General features: G+C 66.0%; 12 protein-coding genes. 9 read left to right on the forward strand and 3 right to left on the reverse strand.

All coding sequences use genetic code 11. The features are described 5' to 3' along the window. The first annotated feature begins 6 nt into the window (after positions 1–6). From AKJ09_RS47850 to AKJ09_RS47875, 6 genes are all read left to right on the forward strand, one after another. A complete protein-coding gene (locus AKJ09_RS47850) occupies positions 7–981 on the forward strand; it encodes an alpha/beta hydrolase (protein ID WP_146654548.1) in 975 nt (324 codons plus the stop codon). A gap of 212 nt (positions 982–1,193) precedes the next feature. After that, a complete protein-coding gene (locus AKJ09_RS47855) occupies positions 1,194–2,099 on the forward strand; it encodes a fatty acid desaturase (protein ID WP_169928542.1) in 906 nt (301 codons plus the stop codon). 45 nt (positions 2,100–2,144) lie between these two features. Then, entirely contained in the window at positions 2,145–2,408 is a 264-nt protein-coding gene (locus AKJ09_RS47860; RefSeq protein WP_240488877.1) for a VF530 family protein, read from the forward strand. 80 nt (positions 2,409–2,488) lie between these two features. Next, positions 2,489–4,099 (forward strand): phytoene desaturase family protein, encoded by a 1,611-nt coding sequence (locus AKJ09_RS47865; protein ID WP_169928543.1) that lies wholly within the window; start codon positions 2,489–2,491, stop codon positions 4,097–4,099. A gap of 336 nt (positions 4,100–4,435) precedes the next feature. Beyond that, positions 4,436–5,836, forward strand: a complete 1,401-nt coding sequence (locus AKJ09_RS47870; protein ID WP_146654551.1) for a hypothetical protein — start codon at positions 4,436–4,438, stop codon at positions 5,834–5,836. A 332-nt stretch (positions 5,837–6,168) separates the two neighbouring features. Beyond that, entirely contained in the window at positions 6,169–8,562 is a 2,394-nt protein-coding gene (locus tag AKJ09_RS47875) for a hypothetical protein (RefSeq protein WP_146654552.1), read from the forward strand. A gap of 44 nt (positions 8,563–8,606) precedes the next feature. On the opposite strand, the gene AKJ09_RS47880 is transcribed toward AKJ09_RS47875, so the two are convergent. Beyond that, positions 8,607–9,980 carry a DUF1552 domain-containing protein gene (locus AKJ09_RS47880; RefSeq protein WP_146654553.1) on the reverse strand — a complete coding sequence of 458 codons (1,374 nt, stop codon included), beginning with the start codon at positions 9,978–9,980 and terminating at the stop codon, positions 8,607–8,609. 61 nt (positions 9,981–10,041) lie between these two features. Beyond that, the gene (locus AKJ09_RS47885) at positions 10,042–11,694 is read right to left on the reverse strand and encodes a DUF1592 domain-containing protein (protein WP_169928544.1); all 1,653 of its coding nucleotides are present in this window, start codon (positions 11,692–11,694) and stop codon (positions 10,042–10,044) included. A 374-nt stretch (positions 11,695–12,068) separates the two neighbouring features. Here AKJ09_RS47885 and AKJ09_RS47890 point away from each other — a divergent pair, with 374 nt between their 5' ends. From AKJ09_RS47890 to AKJ09_RS47900, 3 genes are read left to right on the forward strand one after another with little or no spacing between them, the layout of a single operon-like run. Further along, positions 12,069–13,487 (forward strand): serine/threonine-protein kinase, encoded by a 1,419-nt coding sequence (locus AKJ09_RS47890; RefSeq protein WP_169928545.1) that lies wholly within the window; start codon positions 12,069–12,071, stop codon positions 13,485–13,487. Positions 13,488–13,523: 36 nt separating this feature from the next. Continuing rightward, positions 13,524–14,507 (forward strand): tetratricopeptide repeat protein, encoded by a 984-nt coding sequence (locus AKJ09_RS47895; RefSeq protein ID WP_146654556.1) that lies wholly within the window; start codon positions 13,524–13,526, stop codon positions 14,505–14,507. Next, entirely contained in the window at positions 14,504–15,682 is a 1,179-nt protein-coding gene (locus AKJ09_RS47900) for a hypothetical protein (protein WP_146654557.1), read from the forward strand. Before AKJ09_RS47895 ends, AKJ09_RS47900 begins: the two co-directional genes overlap by 4 nt. On the opposite strand, the gene AKJ09_RS47905 is transcribed toward AKJ09_RS47900, so the two are convergent. Further along, positions 15,607–17,082, reverse strand: coding sequence for a S41 family peptidase (locus AKJ09_RS47905; protein ID WP_146654558.1), 1,476 nt, complete (start codon positions 17,080–17,082; stop codon positions 15,607–15,609). The two genes, AKJ09_RS47900 and AKJ09_RS47905, sit on opposite strands and share 76 nt — an antisense overlap. Positions 17,083–17,103 lie beyond the last annotated feature (21 nt).

Genomic DNA, 17,103 nt, shown 5'->3' on the forward strand with positions numbered 1-17,103 from the left:
CTTGCCATGAGCGATACGCCTTCACGACCTCGACCGCCCTTCGATCCCGCTCTCGCGCCTCTTCTGCCTGCTCTCGAGCGTCACTTGCCGGTCAGGATGACGGCCGATCGAATCGCCGAGTTCCGCCAAATGAAGATGCCATCGCTCGAGGAGCAAATCGCTGGTCGGCCGATCACGGCGACCGACTATACGATTGTGGCTCCTGACGGCGTCGGGATCGACGTGACGGTCATCGCGCGCAAGGACCACGTCACGCCGGGCCCCGGCATCTATCACGTCCACGGCGGCGGCATGGTCATGGCCGACCGCTTCGCGGAAGCCTCCGTGCTCGTCGACTGGGCCATGAAACACGACGCGGTTTGCGTCACCGTCGAATACCGGCGAGCGCCCGAGTCGCCCGATCCGATCCCCGTCGAGGATTGCTACGCAGGACTCGAGTGGATGGCGTCCCGTGCGCGAGAGCTCCAGTTCGATCCCAACCGTCTGGTGATCTTCGGAGGCAGCGGCGGAGCAGGACTGTCCGCCGGGACCACGCTCTTGGCCCGTGATCGTAAAGGGCCAAAGCTCCTCGGTCAGCTGCTCCAGTGTCCGATGATCGACGACCGCAACGAGACGCTCTCGTCGTACCAATACGACGGAATCGGCGTCTGGGATCGGACCAGCAACCTGACGGCGTGGACCGCCGTGCTCGGGGACCGGCGTGGAACCAACGACGTTTCGATCTATGCCGCGCCCGCTCGCGCGACGGACCTGAGCGGCTTGCCCCCGACCTTCATCGACGTCGGCGCTGCCGAAGTTTTCCGAGACGAGGCCGTTGCGTACGCGAGCGCGATCTGGGCAGCCGGCGGAGACGCCGAGCTCCACGTGTGGGGAGGCGCCTTCCACGGCTTCTACGCCATCGCGCCGGAGTCAGACCTCGCCAAATCCTGTGTCGCCGCTCGAGAGGCGTGGCTTGCCCGTCTGCTGAGCAGGGCCGTGTAGCGAAGGTCGCCGGGAGGTGCGCGACGTGGCGATCGGGTGACGAACACGCGTTGGACCCGGTCGCACGCCAGAGCTCGCGGTCGGAGTGCGGTGCTTGCCGATGCTCGGACCTCCAAGGCTGAGTTTGATTTCGAGACGGCACGCCCTTACCTCGGCGAATCCTGAGCGTGCCATGACACAAATCTGACGTTCGAAATTGCAGGGTGCGGCGCGTGCAGTTCTTTCGCTATCGCGAGGACCGACTTCCGGTCCTGTTCTTCACCTTGTTCTTCGCGTGTGACGTCATCGTGTACGCGCTCGTCGACTCTACGCCGTGGCTCGTCGTCTGGGCTGTCCTCGGGATCGTGCCGAAGGGCGCGGTCTGCGCGTTCAACCATCACCACCAGCACCTGAGCGTCTTCCGCGTACCGCTGCTGAACCGGCTGCTCGAAGTGATGTACGGCATCCAGACCGGCATCACGAGCCACGGGTGGGTGCTGCACCACTCGATCGGACACCACGTCAACTATCTCGATCAGCGCACCGACGAGTCGCGATGGCGTCGTGACGACGGCACCCCGATGGGCGAAGGGGAGTATTCGCTGGTCGTGGGAGCGACGGCCTATCCGCGTATGTGGAAGGTGGCCACGCGCACCGGCAAGTACCTCCGCATCTTTCTCGTGATGGGCGCAGTCACTCTCGCCATCGTCGCGGCGGCCGTTGCCTGGCGCCCCCTGCCGGCTTTGATTGTCATCGTCGTCCCGATGGTCGCCATGCTCTTCTACACCGCGTGGGCGACGTTCACCCATCACGCGGGCAAGAAGACCAGCAGCCACTTCGTGGCATCGAACAACATCCTGCACCGCGGCTACAATCTGGTGACGGGAAACCTCGGCTATCACACGGCGCACCACTACCGACCGGGCGTGCACTGGTCGCGACTGCCTGCGTTGCACGACGAGATCGCGCACCAGATCCCGGCGGACTGCTACGTGTGCCCCGGAATTCCGTGGAACCTGCAGCAGGAAGTGATCGGGCCCCCCCCGGGGATGCCTTTTGCTCCCGGCTCGAGCACCGCTGACGACTGCGAGCCCGCCGTCCCCACGGCCAAGAGCTTCGCGAGCGCTTCGCTCGTCTGAGGACTCAGCGGCCACGCCCGAGCAGCGGTAGGCTATAGAACCTCCGTGGCACGACAGGACGACATTCGAGACGAGAACGGCAGACTCCTCCGCGAGCTCCACGGCGTCACGCTCGCAGCGATCGTGGAGTATCTCGTCGCGCACCTCGGCTGGGAGGCGCTGGGCGAGCGAGTTCCGGTCAACTGCTTCACCTCGAATCCGTCCGTGAAGTCGAGCCTGACCTTCCTGCGAAGGACGCCCTGGGCGCGCACGAAGGTCGAGCAGCTGTACATCGAGCTTCGCTCGCGAGAGCTCCAAACGCGCGGCTGACCGCGCCACGTGACTCTCCGGGAGCGCGCGGCAGCGGCTACAGGTGACCGAGCGGTAGGCCTTGCTGTAGCCTGCGTCGCTTGAGCACCTTCGCCGCCCCGCCCGCCCGCGATTCTTCGTTCCTCTCGTCGTGGGGCTCGCGCGCTCCGCGGGCCACGGGCGATGCGACCGATTTCGACGATCTCGTCATCGGCTCGGGGGTCGCCGGCCTCACCGTCGCAGCGCTGCTCGCCAACACCGGTCGTCGTGTGGCCGTTCTGGAGGCCCACGACACGCCGGGCGGTTATGCCCATTCCTTTCGAATGAAGGATTACCGCTTTTGCGCGCAGGTCCATTACATCTTCAATTGCGGCGAAGGCGAGACGATTCACAACGTCCTCACGAAGCTCGGACTCGCCGAGAACGTGCCGTTTCTGAGGCTCGATCCGGAAGGGTTCGATCACGTCGTCGTCGGCCGCGAGCGCTTTCGAATCCCGAACGGACTCCCCAAATTCATGGGCCGCTTGCTGCGACGCTTTCCCGAAGCGGAACGGCCGCTGCGGCGTTATTTCGAGGTCGTGGAGCTCCTCGGTCGCGAGCTCGATCGGCTCGACGCGCCGGTCGATCGCCTCTCGCTTCTCTCCCTTCGCGCCCTCGCTGCGGTCGTTCGAGCACGGCACGTTCTTCGATACATGCGCTGGACGCTTCAAGACCTCTACGACGACGTTCGTATGCCGCCGAAGCTCCAAGCCATCCTCGCGGGGCAATGCGGTGACTACCTCCTTCCCCCACGCGACGTCTCGCTCTTGCTCCATGTTGCGCTCGTCACGCTCTACGACCGGGGCGCTTATTATCCGAAATATCATTATGGCCACTTCGTCGAGACGCTGGCCGACGCGGTGCGACGGCGCGACGGTTCGGTCGTCCTTCTCGAGCACGAGGTCGACCGAATACACGTGGAAGCCGGACGTGTGGTCGGGGTGACGACGAAGAACGGAAAGCGATTCACCGCGCGGCGCTACATCTCCAACGCAGACCCTCGGTTGACGGCTCGTCTCGCCGGCGAACATCACCTTCAGGGCGATCGGCGGAAGCTCGATTACGAATACTCGTCCGGCACCGTGACGCTGTATCTCGGCATTCGCGGGATCGACCTTCGCGAGCACGGATTCGGCTCGTTCAACGTTTGGCACTACCCTCACGAGAACATCAATCGCATCTACGACGAACAGCGCCTTCGGCACGACTTGTCGGATCCATGGCTGTTTCTATCCACGCCCACGCTTCACTCCGACGAACCTGGGCTCTGTCCGCCCGGCGATCAGATTCTGGAGGTCGCGACCTCGTGTGACCACGCGCGACTCTCGCGACTCCGACGCGACGACCGGCGCGCGTACAACGTCGAGAAGAAGAAGATTCGGGAGGGAATCCTCGACGTCTTGGAGCAGCGCTACGTGCCCAATCTGCGGCGCCACCTGGTGATGCGCGTCACGGGAACGCCGTCGACCAACGAACGCTTCTGCAGGGCGCCCGAAGGCAACTCCTACGGCGCCGCGCTCACGCCGCGCAACGTCGGGCCGAATCGCGCGCCGTTTCGGACGTCGATCGACAACCTCTGGATGGCGAATGCGACCGCGGGCCTACCGAGCGTCTCCGGGGCGATGGGCGCCGGCGTTCGCCTCTACGAGGAGCTGACGGGCGACCCAGTATAACGCGACCCGTTCTAGCCCGAGCTCGGGTGTCGCATGCCGCGTGTCGCGTGCGAGCGCCCGCGTCGCCGAAGCGGTTCGCGCAGAATTTACGCGTTTCATTCGTTGCATGACGCAACGATTTTTCGTGAGCCCGCAGCGTCCAAAACGACCTCTCGCGATCGACGACGAGCGATCGCGGCGGCGTCATTTCGGTTCTCACGTACGCGGGCACTTTGTGCATGCAAACGTGCTCGCAAAGCTTCCGCTCGGCGCGAATGGGACTAGTGTGGGCCCAAATTTTCGAAGCCGGCCGGGTGCGTGGGGTGCCCGGGCCGGCCTCGATGAAACGAGGGACCAATGACTTCTTTCCGTGATTCGCATGATTCGCATCGTGCGCCGCTTTTCACTTCCTTTCCCTGGTCGGGGCCGCGTCTTCGCAGCCGACTTCAGGCTGGCGCTGCCGCCCTCGCCTTCTTCGCGACGATTGCCGGCGCGAGCGCAGCGAGTGCCGCCGAGACCGTGGCGTACGAGGTCACGACGACCGCGGGCAATCAGAACTATGAGAACTCGATCGGTATGGATTTCGACGTAGCGAAAGCCGTCGATGTCTACGAGCTGGGCGTTTTCGACGACGGAGCCGACGGATTTGCCCACGAGCTGACCGCGTACATCTACGATCGCGACACGCAGGCGCTGGTCACGAAGCTCACGTTCGCGCCGGGCATGACCGGAAGGCTCGTCGGTAGTTCGCGATTCCTGCCTCTGCCGTGTCCGCTCCATCTCCCGGTGGACTTCCACGGGAGCATTGTCGCCGACGGCTTCTCCGACGCCGACCACAACGGCAACCGAAACCTGTCCCCGACGCCCGACGCCGACGCCTGGACGACCCACGACGGCGGTGGCGCTCTCGTCTTCACCGGCAAGTCCCGCTACGGCAGCGCGCCGAACGCCTATCCCACGAGCGTCGACGCCTACGTCGACAACTACGCGGCCGGCTCATTCGTCTTCGCGGAGGCGTGCACGGCGAATACCGACTGCACGAACACCGCTCGACCGACCTGCGCGAACGGCCTCTGCGGCGCGAGCACCGGCTCGTTCTTCGCGGGCTGCACCGGCGCGACGGCCTCATGCGATACGACCACGGCGACCTGCGCGGCCTGCAGCGCCGACCATCCGTCGACGGCCGCCATGGCCTGCCGAACGGCGGACATGCCCGCGTGCGTGTCCGGTGCCTGCGTGCAGTGCTCGGAGACGAACACCTCGAAGTGCACCACCGAAACGGCTCCGGCATGCGGCGAAAACCACGAGTGCGCCGCTTGCCAGACGGACTTCGGCGGAACCGGCCCGGCCAAGTGTCCGACCGCCGAAAAGGGCAAGTGCCGAACCGACGGCAAGTGCGCCGTGTGCACGGGGAACGCCGATTGCGGAACGGACGAAGTCTGCAACGCGACCGGTGAATGTGTCGACGCCCCGAAGGACGGTGGCACCGACGGCGGGACGGATGCGGGCACCGATGGCGGCAAGGACGCCGGCAAAGACGACGCCGGCTCCCCTGGCACCGATGCCGGAAAGGCCGACAGCGGCAGCAGCACGGGAGGCGACGACGACGGCGGAGCCGTGACGCCGATCGAGCCGAGCGCATCCGGCGAAGACGACAGCGGCTGCTCGGTCTCCTCGTCGGGCACGACGGGCAGCTCGATGGCCGTCCTCGGGATCGGCGTCGCGCTCGCCATGGCGATGCTTCGTCGCAAGCGCTGATTCCCCCAGCACCTCACGCGAAACGACGGCCGGAGGCATTGCCCTCCGGCCGTTCTTCGTTTGCGGTCCCCGTTCGCGAGCGCGCGCACGCCCGGTGGGCGCTCGGTCGACGTTTCGTTCTTGGCACTCGACGTGTCAGCCAAGTACGAATTTCGCGAGAATAGGAGTGGTCGTTGGAATTGCCGCTCGCTGCCAATAGGCCGCAACGGCCTCGTTCTTTCGAAAGTTCGGGTCAAGACCATCGAATCGTGCAAAGTCATGGTCGCCTCGCGACGTGACGCGAGACGCGCACGCGCGCCAAAACAACTCTTGGGCTCGCACTCGGTGGTGCCATGAAGATCCCTGCCGTCTTCGCAGTCTCGTTCGCGGTTGCCTCGCTCGTCCATGCGTCGCCGGCCAACGCCGCGCCGCCGTCGGGAGCTCACCCACGCTTTCTCCTCGGCAACGCGAAAGCACAACTCGTCGCCAAGAAGACGGAGCCCGAGATCGCCGGCCTCGTCAGCAAGTGCGCCGGCAAGGCCGGCTCGACGATCGCGTCCGGCTATCAAGGTTGGGACTGGGTCACGCAGATGTCGACGTGCACCATCGCGTGGTACGCCACCGGTGATGCAGCCCATGCAACGCAGGCGGTGAAGTACTGGCGCGCGCTGCTCGACGACAACACTTCCGTCGGCGACAAAGGCGGCGGTGCAACGGGGTACGGGGGAAAGCCGATTGTCTCGCAGGACGACGGGTATTCGATGCGCACGTATGGGGCGTACGGCGCGCTCGGTCTCGATTGGCTCTACGACGCGCCGGGCGTCGACGAGACGTTGCGCCAGCACGCACGGGATCTCTTGGTCACGTGGCACAACTGGTATGCCTCGAGTGGCTACCTCAACGACGTCCCCGAATCGAACTACTTCACCGGCTACTTCCTTGCGACGTGGGCAGCCGCCATTGCGGTCGGCACCGATGCGCCGAGCGGCAACACCCTCTGGGATTCGGCCAGCTCACTCACGGATCGCGTGAAGACGTCGATGCAAAGTGGCTTCCTCCTCGGTGGCGACTGGATCGAGGGCTCGCAATACGGTGAGCTCGCGGCATCGAGCCTCCTGGTCGCCAGCGCAGCCGCGGCAGAGAACGGTTACGGAGCATTCGCCGACAAGTACGCTCACGACGTCGTTCTCTTCCACCTCCACGCGCTGCAGCCCGGCGACAAGTTCTTCGACAACGGCGACCACGAAGACCACCCGGTGGACGCCGCAAGCGGCTCGGTCTGGGCAGCCATGCTCTCGGCGCCTGCCGCGCCCGTGTCGGGATGGGCGCAGCAATACGTCACGCGCATCGGCGATTCGTCTCCCACGCCGTGGGTCCGTGCCGTCGCCAAGGCCAAGAGCACCACCTGGGCTCCCGCCGATTGGACCACGGCCAACGGTCCTCTCTCGTACTTGTCGTCAGGAACGGGAACGGTGGTGGCGCGTTCCGGTTGGGGCGAAGACGCCGTTTGGGTCTCGTTCCAGTCGGCGGGTCGTTCCGATGCTGGACACCAACACAACGACGCTGGCCACTTCGAGATCTTCCGTGGCAAAGACGCGCTCGCGATTACCACCGCCGATTACGGCACATGGTCGAGCGCGAACAACAATACGTTCCTCGTTGACGACGGAGGACGGAATAGCAATTACCCACCGTGCCAGGGCGCGAGTGGTGACCCGAGCAAGGTGCGAATCTCGCGCTTCGCCGACGTGAACGTGGCGGTGTGGGCGCGCGGCGAATTCGGGGATTCGTATGTCAGCAATCACGGAAAGAGCTCGGTCCAAACGGCACTCCGTGATTGGGTCTACTTGCGTCCGAACCTCGTCGTCGTGAGCGATCGCGTGGTCGTCGACCAGCCTTCGGTGTCCGTCACCTTCGCGCTGCACACCTCCAAGCAGCCGACGATCACGGGTTCGGAGCTCACGGCCGACGTCGGCGGTTCACACATGAGCAGCCAAACGCTGCTGCCCGCCACCTCGACGCGCAGGACCGTCAACGAGCCGACGGGAGGTGGTGACGCGCCCTGGTCGAACAACGACACGTACGCTCCCGCGTTCCGCGCCGAGGAGAAGGTGTCCGGCGCGACCACGGCGAACTTCGTGCACGTCCTCTCCGCGCTGGCGACGGGAGCCACGGCCCCCGCATCGAGTATCGACGTCCAGAGCGGCGCGCGCGTGATTCACATCGCGGGCGATCCGTCCCACGTCGTCGTCGTTGCCGACGCGGCCAGCGCGGCGGACTTGACGCTCCCGCTCTCGTACTCCGTGCCGAACGATCCCCATCAGGATCACGGCGTCTTCGGTCTGCCCGGCAAGAACTTCGCGGTGTCGGTGACGGCCGACGGCACGAACTGCAAGATCACGCTCACGGCAGGCACCGATCCGAAGGTCACGAGCACCGATGCAACGGCCGCCTTCCACCTCGACGGTTGCGCGGTCGGTACGCCGCCCGGACTTCCTGGAAATCCGGAGGGCGACGGCGGCGCGCCAGGCAACGGTGCCGACGGCGGCGTGGGCGCGGACGGCAGCACGACGACGACGACGACGAACGGCGCAAATGCGACGGACGCCGCCGACGATTCGGGCTGCACCTGCTCGGTCGGCCCGGTGTCCGTCCCCAGCCCTCGCGGCTTCGCCCTGATCGCCGTCGGCCTCGCCTTCGTCGCACGGCGCGCCGTCCGCCGCGAGCGCCGGTCCGGTTCACGATAGCCGCCTGTCGCGGACGGCGGCGGCGTTCGAACGGCGAGCTGCGCTCAAGCTCTCCAGTTCGAAAGCTCGCCGCCGTACTTCGCATCGCCGAACGTGGTGACGTCGCCACCGAAGGCGTTGGCGATGCCGGTGAGCAAGCCGTTGTGCGGAACACCTTTGAAGTCGAGCATTCGCCCGCCTTTGAGGTACCAGCTGCCACCGGCCACGTACGTCGGAATGTCGTCGAGACCGTGGCCGTCGGACATGTTGTTCATGAAGACGATCATCGTGTTGTCGAAGACCGTGCCGGCGCCCTCCGGGATGCTCTTCAACTTCTCGATCGCATACGCGACCATCGCGTTGAAGAACGTGTCGACCTTCGCCTTTTGCGCCGTGAGCGAGGGCGAGTTTCCCCAGAAGTGCGCGAGGCTGTGGTGACTGCCACCCTCGGCGCCGCTCGGGTCGGCGGCCAGACCAACGGTGCCCTTGAACTCCGGACCGAGGAACGGAAAGCACACGAGGTCGTTGGCCGGGCCCATCATCATGAGTGTTGCGACGTTCGTCAAACCGCAGGCAAACGCGGTGGCGGCGAGGTCGATCTGCATCTTGAGGATCTTGTCGAAGTTGTGGTCGCTCGGCTGGATGCCGATGCCAGACGTTTGCGCGGGGAGTGAGCACGCGGCGGCCGCGATCGACAGCTCCTTCTCCAGGTTCGCGACGGAGTCCAGGTGGACCTGGATCTTTGCCTTGTCGTCGGCGCCGACCTTTTTCAACATCGCATCGAGGTCGCCGGAGACACCGTCGAGCACGCTCTTCTTTCGCGCGCGCGCGGCGGCGAGCTTTCCGTCGTTGCCGATCCCGAACCCGGCCAGCCGCGAAAACACCTTGTAGGGATCGATCTCGGGCGGATTGTCGTTCGGCACACCGTTGACCGCCGGGCCGTTGAACGAAAGGGCGCGCGAGTAGTAGTCTCCGTGGACGAAGTATGCGCTGAGTTGGAGAGAGCGGATCGGCGTCGGCGAGAGTTTCCCTGCCACGAACTGATCGACCGATATCGAATTACCGAGCGGCTGCGTGAATCCGTCGTTGATGACCGGCCCAGGTGCATCCATCGAACCAGTCAGCAGGTACGGAAGCGAGGTGTGTCCCGCGCCGTTGCGGGGAGAATCCTTCTCTGCCTGGATCGACAGGCCCTTCAGAACGACGAGATCGTTCTTGTGGGGCGTGAGCGGCGCGAACTGGTCGCTCAACGTGAGACTCGTCGCGCTTCCCGTCGGCCACCACTTCGGCATGACGCCGTTCGTCGACTGCAGAATCAACAGGCGCTTCGGATACGTCGGTGTATCTGCACGCCCCTTCCGTGAGCTGAGGAACGGGACGAGCATGAGCGCACCGCCGGCGGCAGCGATGAGATTGCGGCGTGTGATTCGGTGACTCATTGAAACTCCTCGCTCGAGAATCGGAAGACCACTCGCTCGTTCGCGTTGCGGCCCTGGGCGGTCACGGACTTTCTCCTGCAGCCGGGACGCGATAGCGGAAGGCCTGTGACGTCGCGACGGCGACGAGCAATTCCTGAATATCGAACTTGGATTTCGCAAAGGCGTCGTCGACCGCCTGCAGGGTCGCCGTATCGGCGTCGCCCTCGCGCCGCATGAGCGCGTAACGCAACCAGTGCCGCGCAAAGCAGTCTTTGGCGTCACGGCTGTCGGCAATGGCACGAACGAAGCCAGGCGTGTCCTCGAACGTGATGGTTGCCCCCGACGGGAGCGTCAAAGAGCCACTCGCGTCGATGGGCAAACCGTTCTCCGTCGCGACGTATCGACCGATGGCGTCGTAATGCCCGAATGCGAAGCCCGGCGGATCGAGCTTGTCGTGGCACGTATTGCAACCGGGCGACGCGTGGGTTTGTTCGAAGAGCTGTCGAATGGTGATCTTCTCTCCCGGCTTCGCGGAAGGCGGCAGGAACGCCTTCGGGGGAGGTGGAAGCACCGCGCAGAGGATCTCCGTTTGAACGAGCTTGCCTCGCTTCACCGGATTCTCGGCCGAAGGATCGGACGCGGTCGCGAGCACGGAGGCATGAGTCAGGATGCCGATGCGCTGCGCAGGATCGAGCTCCACGCGCTGGGCGCCCGTGCCGCTCGGAGGCTTCACGCCGTAAAGCGGCGCAAGAGAGCCGTCGATGATCGAATACGATGCGGTCATCAACGACGACCAGCTGTGATCTCCGTCGAGGATGACGGAGGCGGCGAACGCTTGCGTCTCCTGCTGCATCGCCGTCGCGACTGCCACGCTGTAATCGGGAAACATCGCCGGGTTCTTGGGTGCCGTCGGAAGACTTCCGATGCCGAGCCATTGCGTGGTGAAGTCCGCAATCATGCCTCGCGCGTTCGGAGTCGCGAGCAAACGGCGCGCGTGGGCGGCGACCTTGTCGACGGTGTCGAGCTGGTTCCGATCGGCATCGGCGGAGAGCGCGGCGTCGGGCGGGCCCTTCGTCAGATAGTAGGAGAGGCGCGACGCGACCTCGTAGGGCCCCAGTTTGACGAGGCTGCCCTCGAACTGGAGCGGCATTGCGGCTGCTTCCCAGTGATAGAGGAAGCTCGGCGCGTTGAGGATCACCTCGTAGACCATTCGCATCGCGGTCGCGAAGTCCGAGCTCCCACGCTGGGTCGCGAACACGCGATGCAGCCGCGTGAGCTCGTCGGCAAGCGGCGGCCGTCGATAGGCCTTTCGCGTGAAGGCGGCGATGGCTGTCTGCGCGCAGGCGTCTTCACCTGTCGCTGGATCGCACGGAAGGCTCGCGACCAGGCTCGGTTGGAACGCCTCGAGGATCTGGTCCGAGGCGTCGAGGAGCGTGCTCAGGTCGTTCTGGTTCATCAATCCCGGTCGAACGAACCCGCTGTCGTTCTTGGGATCGGTCGGCAGGCTCACCGTCGGCCGAGTCGGGAGCTCGAGGATCTGGGCAATCGTGTTGAGGTACTCGGTCGACGTGAGGCGCTGCAGACCGAGCTGCCCGGCGCTCCCGGCGCCTGGCTCCGATCCGTTCCCGTTTCCGTTTCCGTTCGGGTCGTCTTCACCGATATGCCCGATACAAGCCGCGGTCGCTGCGCACAGAATGGCGGTCACGCCGAACCAGGGAGCGCGGATCAGGTTCATCCTCGATTCGTTCCCAGACGCCGCGTCTTCCGTGGCTCCAAAATCGAATGAATCGACAAGCCACGCACGGAACGAATTCATCCGCAACGAGGAAATGCGGATCGAAACCTTCCGTCGCTCGTGGCGAGAGCGCGACGCGCTCGGCCACGTCGGACAACGCGCGCGTCGACGTCGGTGACGAGATCATGGCGACGCGCGACACGCAAACGGTGACCCCGTCGTCACGACGTCGAGCCTGACGCGTTCGCGGTCGGCCGGTCGGACGGTCGTCGGGAGTTCGTCCGAAACACCGGGGATCCGACGGTTCGACACCTTCGGAGCCTCAAGGCTCCTGACGCTCGAGTGGCCGGCCGGTCTCGACTATGCTGACGCGTATGGCCAGCCGACCGATCGCCCCTGGGGACATCGTCGCGGCCAAGTTTCGCATCGATCACCTGCTCGGCGAAGGCGGCATGGGCGTCGTGTTCGGCGCACACCACCTTACCCTCAACGAGCGCGTTGCCATCAAGGTGCTCCGGCCGGAGGCGACCAGCGAGCCCGAAGCGGTCGCGCGCTTCCTGCGCGAAGCTCGCGCTGCGGTGAGGATCAAAGGGGAGCACGTCGCGCGGGTGCTCGACGTCGGAGCGCTCGACGACGGCACGCCATACATGGCGATGGAGTACCTGGAGGGTGCCGATCTCGCGACCGTCGTGGAACGTCAAGGTCGCCTGCCCGTCGCGGCCACCATCGATTACGTGATGCAGGCTTCGGAGGCGCTCGCCGAGGCCCACGCGCTGGGCATCGTCCATCGCGACGTGAAACCGTCGAATCTCTTTCTCACCAAGCGCGTCGACGGCACGCCCTGCGTGAAGGTGCTCGACTTCGGCATTTCGAAGGTCACGAACCTCGCCGAAGGGCCCGAGTTCAGCATGACGCAGACGCAGGCCGTGCTCGGATCGCCGCAATACATGGCGCCGGAGCAGATGCGGTCGTCGCGCCGCGTGGACGCGCGCACCGACATCTGGTCGCTCGGCACCATCGTCCACGAGCTCCTCACGGGCGAGCCGCCCTTCTCCGCGCAGACGATGACGGAGCTGTGCGCGATGATCCTGCAGGATCCTGCTCCCTCGCTCCGTGCGCGCAGATCCGACGTGCCTCACGCGCTCGACGCGATCGTCGCGCGATGCCTCGAAAAGGATCCCTCTCGAAGGCCCGCGAGCGTGCTCGAGCTCGCGCAACAGCTCGCCCCCTTCGGCACTGGGATCGCGCACGCCGCCGCGGCTCGCATCGTGGGGGTCGATCGACACGTCGGGGTGAGCGGTCCGCGATTGCAGTCGCAAGCCTCGACGCCGGCGCTGGCCAGCTCGAGTCTCACCCAAGGGCCCGCCGGGGGGTTTTGGCGATCACGACGCGTCACACTCGTCGCCAGCGTCTCGGCGGCGCTCGTCGTTGCCATCGGCGTGATCTCGCTCAGCCTGACGAGACTCCGCGGGCGGACACGCGTCGAGCCCGTGCCCGTCACCGACGTTGCGCTCGGAACACCGTCCGCGACGGCATCGGCGACGACGCTCGCGTCCGCCACGGCCAACGCTCCGGCGCTGGCGGAGGAGGTCGCCAACGCCGCCGACGCCGGCCTGGTCGCAGAGACGCCCGCACCTTCGGGCAAGGCCGTCGTGACGAAGAAGCCCGGCGTTCGTCCCCTCGCGACGAGCAGCGCCGCATCGAAGGCGTCCGGAGCCGCACCGCCTCCCCCAACGCCCCCCGAGCGGCCGGCACCTGTACCTGCAGCCACCGCTTCGTCTCGCTACGACTGACGACGGCGAGGGCGCACCGCGTTATGCTGCCGGGCGATGAGTGGCGCCCGATGGCGTTCGCGGTGGGCCATCGCGACGAGCTTCCTTCTTCCTACGCTCTGCATCTGCTCCTGTCTCGCCGCGTCGCGTGAGGCGTTCGCAGCGGATGCCCCCCAGACCGGCTCGGCCGCGTCCGCCGAGGAGCTGTTCCAACAGGCGCGCGTCCTCGTCGAGAAAGGTCGCTACGACGAGGCGTGCCCGAAGCTCGAAGAGAGCCATCGCCTCGAGCCCGCCGTCGGCACCCAATTCAATCTCGCGGATTGCTACGAGCACCTCGGACGCGCGGCGAGTGCGCACGCGACATTCTTGAAGGTCGCGGCCATCGCACGGGCGGCCGGCAAATTCGAGCGTGAAAAGAGCGCCAATGAGCGTGCACGAGCCCTCGAACCACGGCTCGCGAAGCTGCACCTCGTCGTGAAAGCGAGTGCTCCCGGGCTCGAGCTCCGCCTCGACGATGCGCCGCTTGCGCGTGAGGACTGGCAGACGCCCTTGCCCGTCGACCCGGGTTCCCACCGGGTGACGGCGGCGGCCCCCGATCACCGGACGTTCGAGACCACCATCGTCGCCAAAGAGAGCACCACGCTCGATCTCGATGTCCCGCCACTCGTCGACACTCGGCCCGCGGTCACCATCCCGACGACTCCCGCGCCATCGTCGCCCCAGCGAACGCTCGCGCTCGTGACCGGCGGTGTGGGTGTCGTCGCGGTCGGCGTGGGGACGGTCTTCGGCATCCTCGCGCTCTCTCACCACTCGAACGCCGAAAGCGCGTGCGCTTCCGACATGTACCAATTTCGATGCCCCACCGAAAACGGCGCTTCGGAGTGGAATGCCGCGCGCACGGCGGGCAACCTTTCGACGGCCGGCTTCATCGCCGGCGGCGTTCTGCTCGCCGGCGCCGCCGTCCTGTGGTTCACCGCTCCGCGCGCACACACACGCGTGGGCGCTTCGGCATCGGGCATCGTCGCTGCGGGGACGTTTTGAGAGCTCGTCGTTTCGCTTCCTCGATCGTCGTCGTGTGGGCCGCGTTCGGCTCGTGGCTCGGATGCAACGCCATCCTCGGCAACGAAGCCGCCGTGTTCGACCCGATCGATTCGCTGGGCGCCGAAGCCGGTCCCGGTCCCGACGTGGTCACGTCGAGCGATAGCTCGTTCCCCGACTCTGCCATCCCCAACGACGGCAACACGTGCGTCGACGTCGACAAAAATCCCGCGCATTGCGGGCGATGCGGGCACGACTGCCTCGGCGGCGCCTGCGTCTCGGGGCGATGCCAGCCCATCCTCGTGGCCTCGGACAACGAGGGGCCTAGCGCCATCGCGATCGACCACAGCCACGTCTACTGGACCAACAGCGAGACCGGCGAGCTTCATCGTGCGCCGATTGCCGGCGACGCAGGCAGCGAGGTTCTCTACGCGAACGACGCCGGCTTCGGCACTCGGTTCGACGTCCATGGCGAAAACGTCTACTTCGTGCGCATTGGGGACAGCTCGATCCTCCAGTGTCCGAAGTCCGGCTGCGGCTCGACCGCCCCCACCCCGATTGCGACCGCTGCACAGGTCCCGAGCGCACTCCTCGTCAACGACGCGGGCGCTCTTTTCTGGACGGAGCTCGATCCCGACGGCGGCATCGGCACCTGCGATCTGCCGTGCACCGGCACGGTCACCTACCGCGTCTCCCACGAGACGAGGCCGACGTTCTTGGCCGTCGACGGTCCGGCACTCTTCTGGACCACGCTCGGCCCGTCGCAGGTCCGCGGGCAGTCTGCGCCGGGCGACGAAGCCCGCACGCTCACGAGTAAGCAGTTCCTGTCCGACGTGAAGGTCGCGGGGGAGCGCGTCTTCTACACGAACCTCGGCGAGGCCGCGCGCGTCGTCTTCCGTGACGGCGGCGGCGACATGGCGCTGCCGAAGGCCGGCACGAACATCGGCCCGCTCGCCACCGACGGCGCGGACGTCTACTTCGCCGAACAAAGCGATCAGGGCCGGATCTTCCGCTGCCCCGTCACTGGCTGCGCCGCTGCCCCCGAGGTCATCGCCACGAGCCAGGGGCGTCCGACGGCCCTCGCCGTCGACGCCGTCAGTATCTACTGGACCAATTCGGGCGCCACCCAGACCGACGGCGGCACCGCCGGCCCGGGCGTCATGCGCCTCGCCAAGTAGTGCAACCTCGCGGCTTCACGCGCGCAGCAACCGGCGCAGCTCCGCGATGCCTGCTTGGAGAATGTCCGCTCCTTCGCTGACGGTGACGTCGGGTCGAAAGAGCGACCGAGGAGCGTCCCAGACGTCGTACACCGGTTCGGCGGAGTATTGCGCCTGGACGCCCGTTCGATCGAGGCGAAGTGCAAAAACCGCCGCGCCGAGAGCCGCCATGCGCGTGCCGACGATCCGCGCGCGGCCCAGCCCGCGCATGCCCATCGGAAAGCCTTCGGCCATGCTGCCGCTCCAGCGATCGACGAGCACGACGACCGGCGCGCTATACGTGAATGGCCCGCGCGGATCGACGTATTCGGTCCACGCATCCCCAAGACCGCGCCGCTGCGTCGACGCATCTTGGCGTACGGCTTTCGTTGGGTGATGAAGCGGCCCATGATCGGACGCGCGACCGCCGTATCACCGCCGCCATTCCGACGAACATCGATGATGAGTCCTCGGGTTTCGCGCAGCTGGGCGAGCGCTCGATCGAAATCACCCGAGGCATCGCGATTGGCGAACGTCGCGATACGAATGTAACCGAGACCACCATCTAGCAGGTTCGACGAGATCGGCACCTCGGGTGTCTTCGCGGTCGACGAGAGCGTCACCGACCGCGTCGTCTTGTTCTGCGCATCGCGGATCGACAGCACCCGAGGTTGGCCGGTCAGGCCTGCAACAGCGACGTTCCACGCATACGACTCGGCTGCAGGATCGGGGCGTGCGAGACATCGGGGCATATGCTTTGCGGCCACGGTGGCGATGGCGACGTTGTCGATGGCGAGGATCTGATCGCCGGGTCGAAGTCCGACCGATGCCGGGGAACTACCTTCCTCGACGGCGACGATCCGCGCGACGTCGGCCACGCGCTCGACGACCAAGTCGTATCCGGGCCAACGAGGAGCTCCCGGGGGCGGCGACGACAGATGGGTGTGAGCGTCATAAAGCTCGGCAAGCGTGGCGCGCATGACGTCGACGAACTCCTCGTCCGTCCGCGCCGCCATCGCCAGCGGTCGATAGACCGTCCTCACTTTTTGCCAGTCGGTCGTCTTCTCCGCAAAGTAGCAATATCGCTCCGCGAGCGTTCGCCAGAGCTCGTCGAAATCTTCCTCCACAGTCACGTCGCTCGGCGGTTCGGCGGCGTAGGCCCGCGTGGAAGCCAACGCAACGGCACCACCGCAAAAGACGCGACGACCGATCTTCCGAATTTTCACGCCGTCCAAGCTCCTCCGGCCCGATGGTACATGGGCCCCGTCTCTCCGTCGGGTGGCCCACCCGGTTAATTTCAGCCCAAGGGCGATTCTCGACTTTTTCGTCGGGCGGCGAGCGGCCGGGTCGATCCGACGACGATTTTCGATAGTGATGCCCATGCCGACGCACAAAACGCGAAG

It is taken from the genome of Labilithrix luteola, assembly GCF_001263205.1.
In the GTDB taxonomy this organism is placed as follows: Bacteria; Myxococcota_A; Polyangia; order Polyangiales; family Polyangiaceae; genus Labilithrix; species Labilithrix luteola.